12 protein-coding genes are annotated in these 14,153 nt (G+C 57.5%); 6 read left to right on the forward strand and 6 right to left on the reverse strand.

What is annotated here, in order from left to right:
- Positions 1 to 16: 16 nt before the first annotated feature.
- Complete coding sequence (locus HZB23_15220; protein ID MBI5846009.1) at positions 17 to 604, reverse strand: C40 family peptidase; 588 nt, start codon at positions 602 to 604, stop codon at positions 17 to 19.
- A gap of 195 nt (positions 605 to 799) precedes the next feature.
- A complete protein-coding gene (locus tag HZB23_15225; protein MBI5846010.1) occupies positions 800 to 1,138 on the reverse strand; it encodes a hypothetical protein in 339 nt (112 codons plus the stop codon).
- Positions 1,139 to 1,477: 339 nt separating this feature from the next.
- Here HZB23_15225 and HZB23_15230 point away from each other — a divergent pair, with 339 nt between their 5' ends.
- A complete protein-coding gene (locus tag HZB23_15230; protein ID MBI5846011.1) occupies positions 1,478 to 2,134 on the forward strand; it encodes an OmpA family protein in 657 nt (218 codons plus the stop codon).
- 226 nt (positions 2,135 to 2,360) lie between these two features.
- On the forward strand, positions 2,361 to 3,086 hold the full coding sequence (locus HZB23_15235) for a hypothetical protein (protein MBI5846012.1): 726 nt from the start codon (positions 2,361 to 2,363) through the stop codon (positions 3,084 to 3,086).
- Positions 3,087 to 3,240: 154 nt separating this feature from the next.
- Here HZB23_15235 and HZB23_15240 read toward each other — a convergent pair whose 3' ends face one another.
- The 4 genes from HZB23_15240 to HZB23_15255 all read right to left on the reverse strand — a co-directional run bounded on the left by HZB23_15240 (position 3,241) and on the right by HZB23_15255 (position 6,528).
- Positions 3,241 to 4,131, reverse strand: a complete 891-nt coding sequence (locus HZB23_15240) for an acyltransferase (GenBank protein MBI5846013.1) — start codon at positions 4,129 to 4,131, stop codon at positions 3,241 to 3,243.
- Between the two features lie 205 nt (positions 4,132 to 4,336).
- The gene (locus HZB23_15245) at positions 4,337 to 4,723 is read right to left on the reverse strand and encodes a type II toxin-antitoxin system VapC family toxin (GenBank protein ID MBI5846014.1); all 387 of its coding nucleotides are present in this window, start codon (positions 4,721 to 4,723) and stop codon (positions 4,337 to 4,339) included.
- Positions 4,723 to 4,944, reverse strand: coding sequence for a hypothetical protein (locus tag HZB23_15250; GenBank protein ID MBI5846015.1), 222 nt, complete (start codon positions 4,942 to 4,944; stop codon positions 4,723 to 4,725). Before HZB23_15250 ends, HZB23_15245 begins: the two co-directional genes overlap by 1 nt.
- 141 nt (positions 4,945 to 5,085) lie before the next feature.
- Complete coding sequence (locus tag HZB23_15255) at positions 5,086 to 6,528, reverse strand: DNA integrity scanning protein DisA nucleotide-binding domain protein (protein ID MBI5846016.1); 1,443 nt, start codon at positions 6,526 to 6,528, stop codon at positions 5,086 to 5,088.
- Positions 6,529 to 7,222: 694 nt separating this feature from the next.
- On the opposite strand from HZB23_15255, the gene HZB23_15260 reads away from it, so the two are divergent.
- The 4 genes from HZB23_15260 to HZB23_15275 all read left to right on the forward strand — a co-directional run bounded on the left by HZB23_15260 (position 7,223) and on the right by HZB23_15275 (position 14,085).
- A complete protein-coding gene (locus HZB23_15260) occupies positions 7,223 to 7,597 on the forward strand; it encodes a sulfite exporter TauE/SafE family protein (GenBank protein ID MBI5846017.1) in 375 nt (124 codons plus the stop codon).
- Positions 7,598 to 7,712: 115 nt separating this feature from the next.
- A complete protein-coding gene (locus HZB23_15265; GenBank protein MBI5846018.1) occupies positions 7,713 to 10,460 on the forward strand; it encodes an alpha/beta fold hydrolase in 2,748 nt (915 codons plus the stop codon).
- Positions 10,461 to 10,724: 264 nt separating this feature from the next.
- Positions 10,725 to 12,749 (forward strand): magnesium chelatase subunit D family protein, encoded by a 2,025-nt coding sequence (locus HZB23_15270; GenBank protein MBI5846019.1) that lies wholly within the window; start codon positions 10,725 to 10,727, stop codon positions 12,747 to 12,749.
- 193 nt (positions 12,750 to 12,942) lie between these two features.
- Positions 12,943 to 14,085 (forward strand): acyl-CoA dehydrogenase family protein, encoded by a 1,143-nt coding sequence (locus HZB23_15275; protein MBI5846020.1) that lies wholly within the window; start codon positions 12,943 to 12,945, stop codon positions 14,083 to 14,085.
- Positions 14,086 to 14,153: the final 68 nt, after the last annotated feature.

A 14,153-nucleotide genomic window follows, 5' to 3' on the forward strand; every position in this document is an offset into this window, starting at 1 on the left:
TTTTCGTTTCAGTATTTTACGGCGAAACCGGAACCTGGTACCGCAGCCATGTCACAGGCCCCTTTGATTTCACCCATGAACGTATGCTCTCTGGACCATACTTGGTTTTGGGATTATGGGCCGTCCACGCTCTTTCATATTCCGCAACATGACCTTTTCCCTTATTGACTCTTTCAACACCAAGAGCAGGATCATATATCAAAACATGCCCCGGCCACTGGCCGATGTCGCCGGCCTGGGGCTTCTCGCCGGGTTTGAGTTTCCTTAGATATTTGCTCTTGGGAAAATCGTAAGAGCTCAGACGCTCAAGCGGAAAACCCGCATCGCCGTAAATGGCCCAGGTGGAGCCTGAGCAGTCCGCGCCCTTTTTGCATTTCGCGCCGGGTGAGACATATGGGGTGCCTACCCAGTTTGCCGCTTCGGCTGTGATTTTTTTTCCCTCAACGGGCGTGATGTCCCTAAAGACCGTTCGCCCCTTGACCGTCGGCTGCGCCGCAACCGCCTTTGGCTTTACGTGGGCGGCAGGGGCTTTTGGGGCCTGCACTCCGGCCCCGGGAGCCGTCGCGCCCTTGGCCACGGCCGGTTTGGAGGTCGGCTCGGCCATTTTTGGCAAAACGGCCTTCTGGGGCGGGCTGCCCGGCCCTGCCACAACCGAAGGCGGCTTTACGGCAGGCTGCGCCGAAGGCTTGACAGACGCTCGATCAGGCCATGCCAAAGGCATTGCGTCCTTGTAGGCCAAGGGAAGAGCTTCGTTGTTTCCTTCAAACAGGGCCGGGTTGTCGCGCCCCATCTTTCCGATTCAGTAACCAGTATACAATGGTTCGCGGCTTTGTGAAACCCTTTCCACTATGCCCGGAACGATTTTTTCCATCTGCGGGAGGTTTTTTTCGATGACCGTAAAGGCGTCATCCCCCACCATGTGCGCGAGCCTGTTGACGGTGCGCCTGCCTGCGGGAACCGGGGGCTCCGCTCTTTCACCTCGCAGGATTTTGTCCCGGAACGAACTGAATTCGGGAGGGGAAAGGTTGGAAACGCGGTTGCCCATCTCGGCCCGGTTCATTATTTTATCGGCGGTTTTTATGAGTTCGTCGAGGAAATTTTCCTTGGGGCCGTGGTTTTTGACATCTTTGGGTTTCATTAACGCCTCCGAATTTTTGCCGTCCTGGTTTTCCCGAAAGGAGCGAAAGGCTCGGACGCTCCCTGATTCCTCCCCATATTTTTTTGCGGGCCTTTATCTTTATGACCGGCCTTGAGTCCCTTTTTGGAAATTTGAAGCCGGGAATTTTCCGCAGACCCCCAAAGCGGCGCAGCCAGGGTGATTCGTTTCATACCCCGGCGGAACGGGCGGCGGCTTTTTCGACTCTTCTGTGACGGGAATTACACTCGGATTGAAATTCCGTTCATTGACGAATGGATGTTCCGGTCTTATTTTTATAAATGTGGCAAACAGAAAATCAAAAATTCAAGGAGGTCTGAAATGTCCAAAAGAATGATTCGCGGAATCGTTGCCCTTGTGGTCCTCGCCTTTCTCGCCGTCGGTTGCGCAAGCGGGGGCAAGTACGAAAAAACAGGCAAGGGCGCGGCTGTCGGAGCCGGAACCGGAGCGGTTCTCGGGGCCATCATCGGCTCCACCCAGGGGGAAATGGGCAAGGGCGCAGTGATCGGGGCGGCGGCAGGGGCGGCGGTGGGAACGGCCGTGGGGTACAACATGGACAAACAGGCCAAGGAGCTGGCCCAGATACCCAACACCCAGGTAGAGCAGACCGCGCCTGACAGGATTGTCGTGACCATGAAGGATTCCATCCTGTTCGCAACGAACTCCTCCACCCTGGTCCCTGCTTCACAGGCCACCTTGAAGCAGATCGCCGAAGTAATGGTGAAGTACCCGGACACCAGCATGATCGTGAAGGGCCACACCGACTCGGTGGGCTCCGACGACTACAACCTGAAGCTCTCCGAGTCGAGGGCGGGCGTGGTGAAGAACTTCCTCATCGGCGAGGGCGTGGTGGCGGGCCGCATCACCTCCATAGGCTACGGCGAGAGCGTGCCGGTTGCCGACAACAACACCGAGGCCGGGCGGGCGTCCAACCGCAGGGTGGAGATAGAGGTGAAGCCCTCTCCCGCCCAGGGCTGATCACCGTTTTGACGTGAAACAACGAAGGCCCGCCGACCGGTTTCATGCCGGAAGGCGGGCTTTTTTTGTTGCGCGCCCCAACCATTCTCCGTGATATGTCAGTCTTTGGGCTTGTATTCACGCCCGATCACCGGGTATTATTCATCTTTCAGAATTTATGCAGGCTGTCGGGGGCTGTTTTTTTGGGCGGGTTGATGGGTTCATTGAACTATTGAAAGACATCGCCGTGAAAATATCCGAAAAAGCGGGCACTGCCGCCCATTACGTGGAAAAGTACCTGTTTTCCCTATATTTTGCCATAATGGCGGCCAGGGGCCTTTACACGATCTATAAAAACGGGTGGTGGCATTCGGTGATCGGTTGGTGGGGAAGGGACTGGACAAGGGTATGGGTGGCCGGTTACAGCCTGTCCTCAGAGATGCTCCTGGTGATTTTCAACATTATGGTGGGGGTTTTCCTGATAAGGGCCGGAAAGCCCCAAAGGGGCCCGGAGAACCTGAAGGAGCTCATCATCCCCTTTGCCGCGACTTTTTTTTACGTGGCCTACAGCGGGCTTCCGGCCATTTTCCCGGCCTTCGCCCTCAATAACCCCATTCCGGCCTCGGCCCGCTGGCAGGTGATGATTTTGGCCTGCGTCCTGGTACTTTGCGGGCTTTTCCTCAATATTTTCAGCCTTTATCACTTGCGCAAAAGTTTCGCCGTTTTCGTGCAGGTGAAGGAAATCGTGTTTTCCGGGCCTTACGCGTACATACGGCACCCCATGTACACCAGCCACCTCTTAATGGCGGCGGGGCTGGTGCTCTCCCGCTTCTCCCCGGCGCTTTTCGCCGTGTTCCTCATCCACGCAGGTCTTCTGGCTTACCGCGCCCGGCTGGAGGAGGCCGCCCTGGCGGCCCATGACCCGAAATACGCCGAGCATATTAAGCGCACGGGCTTCCTCATTCCAATGTAGCCGCCCGTCTAAAAACGCGAATCGCTGTGTCAGGCTTCAAAGCCAATTCCGTCACGTACATTTAGTACGCGTGACTCTTGGCTTTTCGCCAACCTTAGCGCTTCATCGCCCAAGTTCAAATTGATATCCAGGCTTCCCATCCAAAGGAAGAAGGTCACCCCCCCAACAGGGCCGAAAGCTCGCGGTCCTTTTCATTCCACAGGTCGTTCAGCCACACCTGGAAGCTCTCCCGGAAGGCTTCGTCGTTGAAATAATCCCCCGTCATCCGCCCGTTCACCGGGATTGTGGAAACCTTCACCCGTATCAGGTCAACCCTGCCGCACATGAAATCCCAGAAGCTCTTTTTGCCGTGCGGGTAAGCTATGGTGACGTTGACCAGGGCGTCCAGGTGCTCGCCCATTGCGCCCAGCACGAAGGCCACCCCGCCCGCCTTGGGCCGCAGAAGGCCCGCGTGGGGGGATTCCTGCCTCCTGTGCTTTTCCGGGGTGAAGCGGGTGCCTTCCACGAAATTCATGATGGAAACGGGGATTTTTTTGAACTTCATGCAGGCCTTGCGGGTGGTTTCCAGGTCTTTCCCTGCAAGGTGCGGATTTTTCTTCAAAAAAGAGGCCGAATAGCGCTTCATGAAGGGAAAATCCAGGGCCCACCACGCAAAACCCAGAAGCGGGACCCAGATCAGCTCCTTTTTGAGGAAAAACTTCAGGAAGGGAATCTTTTTGTAGAAGATGGTCTGCAGGACCAGGATGTCCGTCCATGACTGGTGGTTCGAGACCACCAGGTACCAGCGGTTGTTTTCAAGGCCGGAAAGGCCCTCCACGTCCCAGGTCACGCGGTTCACGAGGCGCGTGGACAGGGCGTTTATGCCCACCCATCTTTCCGCCAGCCATTTCAGGACCACCGTGCAAAGGTCCCGCCACCCGGTGACCGGAATTATCATCTTCAAAAACGAGACGATGAGTATGGCCAGAAAACACCACAGGGTGTTGAAAAAATAGAGCAGCACCAGGATGCAGCCCCTAAGGGTTGCTGGAAGAAATTGAAGCATGTGGAAAGACCCTTTCCGATGGTGTCACCATAAAAGACGGTCGCAGGCTGGCTGCAGTGGACGCCCTGCGCCGGGTTTCGCGTTCTCGCGCTTGGTTAAAGGGCCTGATTACCAGAATTAGCCGTGTTGGGGAGCGGGGAAAGGGGCTTTTACAATTGTTTTACAGGCGAACGCTTGAAACGGAACAGGGGCTTTCCGGGGACCTTCACCATATTCTTTTTACGCCGTAACTATCGAACATGTTGTCCTTGCCCACTATGGCGATGTCGTCCGCCAGCGCCTGGGCAATAATCAGGCGATCAAACGGGTCGCGGTGATAAAATGGCAGGATTGCCACTCGTGCACAGTGGGCCATTGAAATCGGCAACAGTGAAAAATCGTTGGCGGTCAACTGTTCTTCCCAGAAATCCTTAAAAGGGACCGGCAGGGCGTATTTTCCCAAGCTAATCTTGATGGCCGTTTCCCAAAAGCTTGCGGGACTTATAAACACAGGCCCGTCCGTGGAGATGACAGTTTCTTTTGCATTGGCGCTCAATCTGGGATCATCGAGAATAAACCACAGGAGAGTATGCGTATCAAGCAACAGATTCATTACATGTAATCCTTGAAATCGTCCAGGTGTCCGGCATCTTCCGAGACCACCCGGAGAATCCCCTTGGCGCTGCCCGGACTACGTTTTTCCCTGGCCGGGTCGGCCTCTTTCGGCAAATAGACAAGCAGCCGGGCGTGCTTGCCAAAGGCGTGATGAAATTCCTCCGGGAGGCAAATGACGCCGTTTTGGCCTATGTGTGTTTCAATTTCTATGGGCTGCATGGATGCCTCCTGGCTTGGCGAGGAATAATTTCCTTCGGCTTTCCTCATAATCAGTATTTATCACGTCCCGATGTATTCTTCAATCGTAAAGCCCCTGCCGGAAAGCATTGGAAATTGGGGCGGCGCGGATCGGAGCCGGAATCAATCCTCCTTCTTAACCCTTATGGTGACCATCACAACCGGGGCCTTGCCGCCGGAAAAGCGAAGGTCCGCCGGAACCTGCAAGGCCGGTTCGAGAACGGTGGTCGTGCTGATGCGGGAAAGATCGATGGGCGCGGTGGCGATCTTGGACCGCTTTTTCCCCTTTTTGGGGGCCAGCACCGTGACCTCGGCGGGCATGGCCCTGGCCGATACCAGCCGGTAGCCCCTGGGCAGCTTGCCGGTAAGGTCCACGTCCACCGGAACCTTGGTGGGCCGCAAGCGAAAGGCCGAAAGGGTGAGCGAGCCCGGCTTTATGTTTTCGATGGAAAGGCTCGTGGGTATTTTCATCAGGCTTTTTGACAGCACCAGCTTCTGCTCGCCCTCGCGTATGTCCGCCAAGTCCATGGAAATTTTGAGGTCCGAGGAATCAAGGAGCGCGAAGGCCTGGCGGGGCCCGGAAAGATAGACCTGGGCCTCGGTGGACGAGGAGGACTCGATCACCCAGTCGGAGGCCAGGTTCCTGTATTCGATGGGGAAAACGAATTCACGGCTGACCACGTCCCTCTGGAGCCCGAACACCAGCCACAGGACCATCGCAAGGGCAAGGGCTGCGGCCTTTTCCCGGAAACGCTCCTGGAACCAGCCGGTGAGCCTCTTGCGCTTTTTCCTGGGAACCAGGTCGGCGCAGTAGCTTTCCAGGATGTCGGCCAGTTGGTTTGGGTCATCCAATCGCTCAATGCTTCCGTCACGGGCGATGGATATGCACCCGCGCTCCTCGGAAACCACCACGCACAGGGCGTCGCAGACCTCCGAAAGGCCCAGGGCGGCGGTGTGCCTAAGGCCCATCAGGCCGAAGTCCCTGGCGCGGGAGGAAAGGGGGAGCTGGCAGGCGAAGCGGCTTATGCGGCCCCTGTCGATTATGACGGCCCCGTCGTGGCCCACCGAGTGCGGGTCGAAGATGCTTTCGAGTATCGCCTCGCTTACTTCCCCCGAAAGGGGTGCCCCGCCGGACAAATGCCTTCCTATGGGGTCCCGGCCCTGGATCACCAGAAGCGCACCGATGCGCCGCCCGGCGAGCCTTGCCGCAGTCTGGCAGATGGCCTGGATGGACGAGTCTGCGCCCTGGTTTTCCCTTATGTCGGAAAAGCCCTTCCAGGTGGCTATGCGCTCGAAGAAGCGGCGTATCTCCTCCTGGAAGATCACCACCATCGCCACCACCAGAACGGTGAAAAAACCCTGGAGCACCAGGGCCGTGAGGTACATCTGAAAGGACCGGCTTAAAAGATAGATGATCCCCATGAGCGCTATGCCCATGAGCACGAAGCGGCTGGTGGTGACTGAAAACCACATCCAGATGGCGTAGATGAGAACCGCGATGAACAGGATATCGAACAGGTCCGCCACCCTGAAACTCTGAAACACGCTTGCCACAAGCTCTAACATGTTTTTTTCCGCGTCTGCCGGTTAGCAGGCTGTCGAAAAACGCGATCCGCTGTGTTGTGCATCAAAGCCAATTCCGTCACGTACTTTTAGTACGCTTGACTCATTGGCTTTTCGCACGCCTTGCGGCTCATCGTTTTTCATCAGCCTGCATGACTGGTGTCTTTCAACAGGTTGTTAGGTTCGGGTCCGATAAGTCCCGGAAAAGACGATACCAGATTTTTCCCCGCGAAAAAAGCTCCGTCCGACAAATTTCGTCTTGATGAATGGCAGTGTCAATACTCGATCTTTGACATGGTGGTACCAAATATTATTTTTGTCGGGCCAAGTGGGTCATTTGGAACCAAAACGGGGCAAAGTGGGCGGCACTGGGCGCAAATGAACCACTTTGGGTAATAATGTGCCTGTTCGCACATGTGTAATCTTATCTGTTCGGCCTATAAATGCCAGACAAACTTATAAGCCCGGACGACGGGGGCGAATTTTGCGGTTAAAGTTGAGCCAGAAAATGATTCCGGTTCCTTTCCCAACCATTCGACCTCACTTTTTCCGGTATTTGAAGCAGGCAAGTCCGCCACGGGGCGGAACCGGAACAACCTCTTTGGGATGAACGGCGATGAAACGCGATGAAACAGAATCCTTTGAGCCGGTCATCCTGAAAAACGGGCTCTTGGTCCAGCGCCGGAAGGGGGCGGGAATGGTACAGGAATATGCTCTTTTGGCCGGGCTTTGCGGGATGGGCGTCATGGTGGGGGCCGGGGCCTCATTCACGGGCTTGGGCGGCGGCTTCCTGATGGTCCCGCTCCTTCTGGCCCTGGGCTACTCGCCCCAGGAGGCCGTGGGCACAAGTTTCGTGGCCATTCTGATGATAGCCTGCTCGGCCCTCATGGCCCATTCCAGGGGGGGCGAGGCCGGGATCGACTTCCGGGCGGGCATTCTCCTGGGCCTTGGCGGAATAATAGGCGCACAGTTCGGGGCGCGTTTTCTGGGCGAGGTTTCGGCCTTAAGCTTCAAGAAAATCTTCGCCTGCGTTCTTTTCGCCATTGCAATCTGGATGTTGGGAAAGAAATGACGCCCCTTTAGCCGGAATGGCGGCATGGAAAACCGCTCCGCTCAGGGACGGATCGGGCGTTTCGGCCTCAAAATTTTTACTTATGTAAAATTTTATCAACCTTTGGAGGATGGCCATGAAGAAAGTGCTCATGTCAAGCTCGATGGGACCCTACCAGACAGGTTGGGGCGAGGATATAAACGACCTGTTTGCGGCCCGTCTCACCCGCAACCAGGGGGCCTTCACCCTGAGGAGCTATTTTCCGTCCTTCGCCCTTTTCCTGATAGCGGAAAACATCGACGCCGACACCACAATCCTGGAATGGCCCACCGAAAAGGTTCTGCGCCGGGAGCTTAAGAAGGGATACGATTATTTCGCAATCCAGGTGAAATCCGTCTATCTGGTTCCCATCGCCAAGATGGTTAAAATCGCAAAGGAAGTCGCACCCAAGACCAAGATCGTGCTTGGCGGCTACGGCGTGAACCACGTTTTCAACGTCTACCCCCGGGATACCGGCGGGGCGTCGGCATATTTAAAGGAAAACGCAGATTTCGTGTGCTTCGAGGAGGGCGTGGGCTTTTTCCGCAAGCTTCTGGGCCAGGACGCCAACGCCCCCATAAGCCAGGTGCGCCAGCCGGTTTTCGAGTCCAGCCTTCGGGGCGCGGAATATTTTCTGCGGCTCCCCTTGAGTTCAACCCTGGTGGCCCTTGGTTGCCCCAACGCCTGCGAGTTCTGCAACACCTCGCATTTTTTCAAGTTCAAGAAAATCACGGCCTGCCCGCCGGAAGAGGCCTGCGCGTCCTTAAAAACCGCCACCGCCAGAATGAAGGGGATGCCCGCCCTTTTCAACATGATCTGGGACGAGGATTTCCTCATAGACCGCGACTACGTGCTTCGCTTAGGCGAGCTTCTCCAGAAGGAGAATCTCATCGGCAAGGTGAACATGTTCTGCTTCGGCAGCATAAGGTCCATCTCCCAATACACCGTGGAGGAGCTGGCCAGATGCGGCGTAGGGGTGATCTGGATAGGAGTCGAGTCCAAGTTTTCCGACCAGATAACCGAAAGCCACAACTTTACCAAACGCATAGGCCGGGACGTGAAGGAGGTCTTCGACGAACTCCACAAGTACGGAATTTTGATCATTGGGTCCAACATCATCGGCCTTGATTTCCACAATCACGAAAACATCATAGAGGACCTGGACTTTTTCGTCTCCTTGAAGCCCGACCTGTATCAGGTGTCTCCCCTTCGGCCCTGCCCCGGCACCATGCTTTACGAAAGGCTCACCGAGGACGGGCGCATCCACGAGAACTTCGGGGCCGAGGACACCATGCTCTGGAGCGACAACGGCCTCATCCACCCCACCTTCAAGTACGGCGAAATCCAGAAGTACTTCGACCTCGCCCACAAGAAGCTCATGGAAAACAACGGGCCCACGGTCCTTTCCGTAATGGACGTGATGCTTCAGGGTTACGAGACCATGCGCCACTCGAAAGACCCCTTTCTCCAGGCCAGGGCCGAGCGTTGCCACTATTTCTGCAAGAAGCTCGTGGGCGGGGTGGTTTACGCCTCCAGGGAACTTGCCCCAAGCGCCAAGGTGCGCGAGCGCGCGATTGACGTGGAAGAACGCTATCACCGCCTTATCGGCGGCTACACCCTTCCGGAAAAGGCCATACAGAGGATCGTTTACCAGGTCTTGAAGCCCCAGGAAAACCGCCAGCCCGAGGAAAACCCGGCCCCGGATTACAGCATCACCCGTTACAAGGGCCTTGGGGCCGAACCAAAGGTGGTGGAAAGGCAGCACCCCGTGCGCGACGCCATGGTAAGGGTCTCGGCGGGCGTGCTCCGCAAGGTGCTGGACCTTGAATACAAGAACGTCTTCCCCATAAAACTTAAAGACATCGACGACTTTCCGGTTGAGTTCAAAAGCATGGAAGTCGAGGGCAACCGCATGAGCTACGTGGACGAGGGAGAGGGCGAGGTCCTCCTCATGCTCCACGGCAACCCAACCTGGAGCTTTCTCTACCGCCACTTCATAAAGGACCTCAAAAAAGATTATCGCTGCATAGCCCCGGACCACCTGGGCTACGGCCTTTCGGACAAGCCCGCAGGCGCTGATTACTCCATGGAGGCCCACATCCGCCGCCTTGGAATTTTCGTGGAAAAACTGGGACTTGAGAAAGTTACCCTCATCTGCCAGGACTGGGGCGGCATAATCGGCCTTTCATACGCGGCCCGGAACAAGGAAAAATTTTCGCGCCTCATTCCCATGAACACCACCGGGTTCCTCCCCCGCTCGCCCCTGGAGTTCGCACGCTGCCTGGGGGCCTGGGCCTTCCCGTACCTGTGGAGCTACAAGATTCCGGTGCTGGGCAAGAAAATGGCAATGGACTGGAACGTGTTCCTGGAAGCCGGAATGCGCCTTGGCACCTACAACACCGCCAAAATGATGCACAAAAAGGCCATGCTTGGCTACAAATACCCCTTCCAGCGCGTCGAGGACCGGCTCGCCATAATGAAATCCGTGCGCCAGGTGCCCATGGGGCCGTACACCGGGGCCTGGGGGCTTTTGCGTGACACCGAAAAGAAGCTCGAGGGCTGGGACGTGCGCACCCGCGTCATCTGGGGCATGAAGGACCCCGTGTTCGTGCCCTGGTTCATCGAAAAGTTCGAGGAGCTTCTGCCCAACCATGCCCCAAGCCTCAAGATTCCCACAGCCGGGCATTTTCTCCAGGACGACGAGCCGGACATCATCATCAGGGGAATACGCGAGCTTCTGGCCGAGGAGCGCCTTTTGCCCAAGGCCGCCCTGGCCGAGGCCAGGGCCGGAAAAAAGAAGCGCAACGGCAAGCCGGTTTTTTCAACGGCCCCGGCTGCGGTTTGAGAGTATGATGTTACAGTTTCAATTTTCAATGCGATCAGGGCAGGGAGGGCGCGTTACGCCAAATCCTCCCTCCGCCCGGATAATGGTCGCATAGCAGCCAGTTGAAAAAGGCTGGATACGAAGCCTGGATAAAAACGATGAAGTGCAAGGAGTGCGAAAAGCCAATGAGTAAGCGTACTGAAAGTACGTGACGGAATTGGCTTTGAAGCACGACAAAGCAATTCGCGTTTTTAGACAGGCTGATAGGGATAAAGAGAGGTTGCCATGACCCACACATACCCATTTTCGGCCTTCGTGGGCCAGGAGATGATGCTTACCGGGCTTCTCCTTAACGCCATCAACCCCCTTATCGGCGGAATGCTGATAAGGGGCGAGAAGGGCACCGGGAAAAGCACGGTGGTCCGGGCCCTTGGCCTCCTTCTGCCGGAAATCGACGTGGCCGCCGACTGCCCGTTCAGTTGCGACCCGCACTCCACCGACAAGCTCTGCCCGTCCTGCCGGGAAAAGTCCCTGGCCGGTCCCATTCCCATTCAGCAGCGGCGCACCAAGGTTGTGGAGCTTCCCATAAACGCCACCGAGGATCGCGTGGCCGGGGCGCTGGACATGGAGCACGCCCTCAAAACCGGCCAGAAGCGCTTCGAGCCGGGCCTTCTTGCCGCCGCCAACCGGGGCATCCTCTATGTTGACGAGGTGAACCTTCTGGATGATCACATCGTGGACATACTTTTAGACAGCGCCGCAATGGGCGTCAACGTAATGGAACGCGAGGGAGTGAGCTTCACCCATCCGGCCCGGTTCATACTTGTGGGCACCATGAACCCGGAGGAGGGCGACCTTCGGCCCCAACTCCTGGACCGCTTCGGGCTCTGCGTTTCGGTGAAGGGCATAGAGGATTTGGCGCACCGGGACGAGCTTTTGCGCCGCTTCGAGGCCTTCGAGGCCGACCCGGTGCGTTTCCGCGCCCGCTGGGAAAAGGACGAGATGGCGCTCAAAAAGCGCATCGCAAACGCACGGAAGCTCCTGCCCAAGGTCAAATGCGGCGACGACATAGTTCGGGCCATCACCGATCTTTGCGTGCGCATGGGGGTTGACGGCCACCGGGCGGACCTCGTCATCTTAAAGACCTCCAAGACCCACGCGGCCTTTTGCGGAAGGCGCATGGTGAACATGGACGACGTGGCCAAAGCCGCCAAGTTCGCCCTTTATCACCGCATGAGAAGGCTTCCGTTCGACGAGATTCCGGCTGACATGAATATGGTGGATTCCCTTCTTGCCGGAAACGACTCCCTGTGCCGGAACAAAAAAAAACTTCTGACTCCTGACCCAAACGCGGAAACCGCCGAGCGCAAATACAAGCAGAACCCGCCGGACAAATCCCCCCCCACGGGTGAGGTGAAGCTGAAACCCGGAGCCTACGACAACGCGGGCGAGGTCTACGACCCCACACAATCGGCTGATCCGGGGGCGTCCGAGAAGAAGGCCAGGATACGGACCGACCCAAGGCGCGAAAAGGGGCGCTTGCAGGCCTCCCGCACCAACTGCAAGAGGGGCCGGTACGTCCGGGCCACCACCTGGCAGGACAGCAGCGACATAGCCCTTGATGCAACGCTTCGGGCCGCCGCCCCCTTCATCCGCAGAAGGCCGCCCGGCCCCAACTGCGTGCCCATTCTTCCCGAAGACTACCGCAGCAAAATCCGCACCCACAAGACCGGCAGGCTCTTCGTCTTCGTGGTGGACGCTTCCGGGTCCATGGGCACGAAGCTCATGAGCCAGGCCAAGGCCGCCATCCTCCGGCTCCTGGACCGCGCCTACAAGGACAGGAGCGCGGCGGCCCTGGTGGCCTTCAAGGCCCGTGGTGCGGAGCTTTTGCTTCCGCCAACCAAGAGCGTGGTGCTTGCGGAGCGCAAGCTGAAGGAGCTGCCCACCGGCGGGGCCACGCCCTTGGCCTCCGGCATGGCGCTTGGCCGCAAGGTGGCGGAAAAGTCCCTTCGGGGCGCGGGAGCCTTGTGGCCATCACTGGTATTGGTTACGGACGGCAAGGCCAACGTGGGCATGAATCGCCGGGGAGCGCTTCCCGGAGCGCCCGCCCTGGCCTTTCACGAGGAGGTCTTTTCGCTGGCCCGTTCCATCAAAAAGGACAGGCGCATCAACTCCCTGGTTCTGGACACCGAGGAAAAGCATCCGGGCGTGATGGACATGGCGCGAGAAATCGCCGACCACATGGGCGCGCGCTACGTGTGCCTGGAGCATCTCAGGCCCGAATCCATCATAAACGCCCTTCCCCAATAACCCGCACCTCCCCTCAAGGGTTATCGGGTCAGGAGGACGCCTTCCGTAAAGGGGCGTCCTCTTTTTTTTCGTCCGCTTCCCCGGCGCGCCCATCAATAGTTTTCTTGACAGAAATCCGCCGGATGTATCAGGTAAGGGTTGACTGAAATTTATCAGGAACAGCCCGATCCCCCCGATAAACGACGGAGGCCCCATGAAGCGCAGGATTTTTGCGAAGGAGCATGACCTTTTCAGGAAATCCTTTTATAACTATCTGAAAGACAAAGTGATCCCCAATTACCAGGACTGGGAGGACGCAAGGCTCGTCCCAAGGGAGGCCTGGCTGGCCGCAGGCCGGGAAGGCTTCCTCTGTCCGGCGGTGGGCGAGGAGTACGGCGGGCCCGGCGGGGACTTCCTCTACTCCGCCATAATCACCGAGGAGATAAGCAAAGCCGGGCTCCAGGGGCTTTTCTGGTGGCTTCACTCGGACATCGTGGCCCCCTACATAGAAAAGTTCGCTTCGGCGGACTTGAAGCAAAAATGGCTGCCCCGCTGCGTCACCGGCGAAACCATACTCGCAGTGGCCATGACCGAGCCGGAGGCGGGAAGCGACCTCGCCAGGCTTTCCACCAGCGCGGTGCGGGAGGGCGACAACTACGTGGTGAACGGAAGCAAGATGTTCATATCGAACGGCCAGCTCGCCGACCTCTTCGTGGTGGCCGTGCGCACCGCCGAGACCAAAAGGCCCAGCGACGGCGTGAGCCTTTTACTGATAGAGTCGGACCGCAAAGGCTTCAAGCGCGGCAGGGCCCTCGAAAAGATCGGCCTCCACGCCCAGGACACCTCCGAAATCTTTTTCGACAACGTGAAGGTCCCGGTGGAAAACCTCCTGGGAAACGAGGGCGAGGGCTTCAAGTACCTGATGCAAAAGCTCCAGCAGGAAAGGCTCCTGGTGGCCATAAGCGCTGTCGGCGCGGCCACCGGGGCCTTCGCACTCACCGTGGACTACGTCAAAAAGCGCAGGGCCTTCGGCCAGACAATAGGCCAGTTTCAGAACACCCGGTTCGTGATGGCCGGGCTTGCAACGGAAATACAGGTGGCTCAATCCTTCATAGACGACCTCATCCCCCGGCACATGGCGGGCGATGACGTCACCACCGAGGTGGGCATGGCGAAACTCTTCGCCTCCGAAATGCAGTTCAAAGTGGCCGACAACTGCCTCCAGTTCTTCGGCGGCTACGGTTACATGAAGGAGTTTCCCATCTCCCGGCACTTCGTGGACGCCCGCGTCCAGCGCATTTACGGCGGGGCCAACGAGATCATGAAGGAGCTTATCGCACGCAAATTAAGGATGTAATAAGACCGTATAAAAACGCGAACTGCTGTGTCAGGCATCAAAGCCAATTCCGCCACGTACCTTTGGTA

The sequence above is a fragment of the Deltaproteobacteria bacterium genome (assembly GCA_016235345.1).
GTDB lineage: Bacteria > Desulfobacterota > Desulfobacteria > Desulfobacterales > Desulfatibacillaceae > JACRLG01.

Coding starts and splice junctions, on each gene's coding strand:
- HZB23_15260 (MBI5846017.1), top strand. CDS start 7,223: ATGGTACAGGAATATGCTCTTTTGGCCGGGCTTTGCGGGATGGGCGTC.
- HZB23_15220 (MBI5846009.1), bottom strand. CDS start 604: ATGGCCGAGCCGACCTCCAAACCGGCCGTGGCCAAGGGCGCGACGGCT.
- HZB23_15240 (MBI5846013.1), bottom strand. CDS start 4,131: ATGCTTCAATTTCTTCCAGCAACCCTTAGGGGCTGCATCCTGGTGCTG.
- HZB23_15250 (MBI5846015.1), bottom strand. CDS start 4,944: ATGCAGCCCATAGAAATTGAAACACACATAGGCCAAAACGGCGTCATT.
- HZB23_15230 (MBI5846011.1), top strand. CDS start 1,478: ATGTCCAAAAGAATGATTCGCGGAATCGTTGCCCTTGTGGTCCTCGCC.
- HZB23_15275 (MBI5846020.1), top strand. CDS start 12,943: ATGAAGCGCAGGATTTTTGCGAAGGAGCATGACCTTTTCAGGAAATCC.
- HZB23_15270 (MBI5846019.1), top strand. CDS start 10,725: ATGACCCACACATACCCATTTTCGGCCTTCGTGGGCCAGGAGATGATG.
- HZB23_15265 (MBI5846018.1), top strand. CDS start 7,713: ATGAAGAAAGTGCTCATGTCAAGCTCGATGGGACCCTACCAGACAGGT.
- HZB23_15255 (MBI5846016.1), bottom strand. CDS start 6,528: ATGTTAGAGCTTGTGGCAAGCGTGTTTCAGAGTTTCAGGGTGGCGGAC.
- HZB23_15225 (MBI5846010.1), bottom strand. CDS start 1,138: ATGAAACCCAAAGATGTCAAAAACCACGGCCCCAAGGAAAATTTCCTC.
- HZB23_15245 (MBI5846014.1), bottom strand. CDS start 4,723: ATGAATCTGTTGCTTGATACGCATACTCTCCTGTGGTTTATTCTCGAT.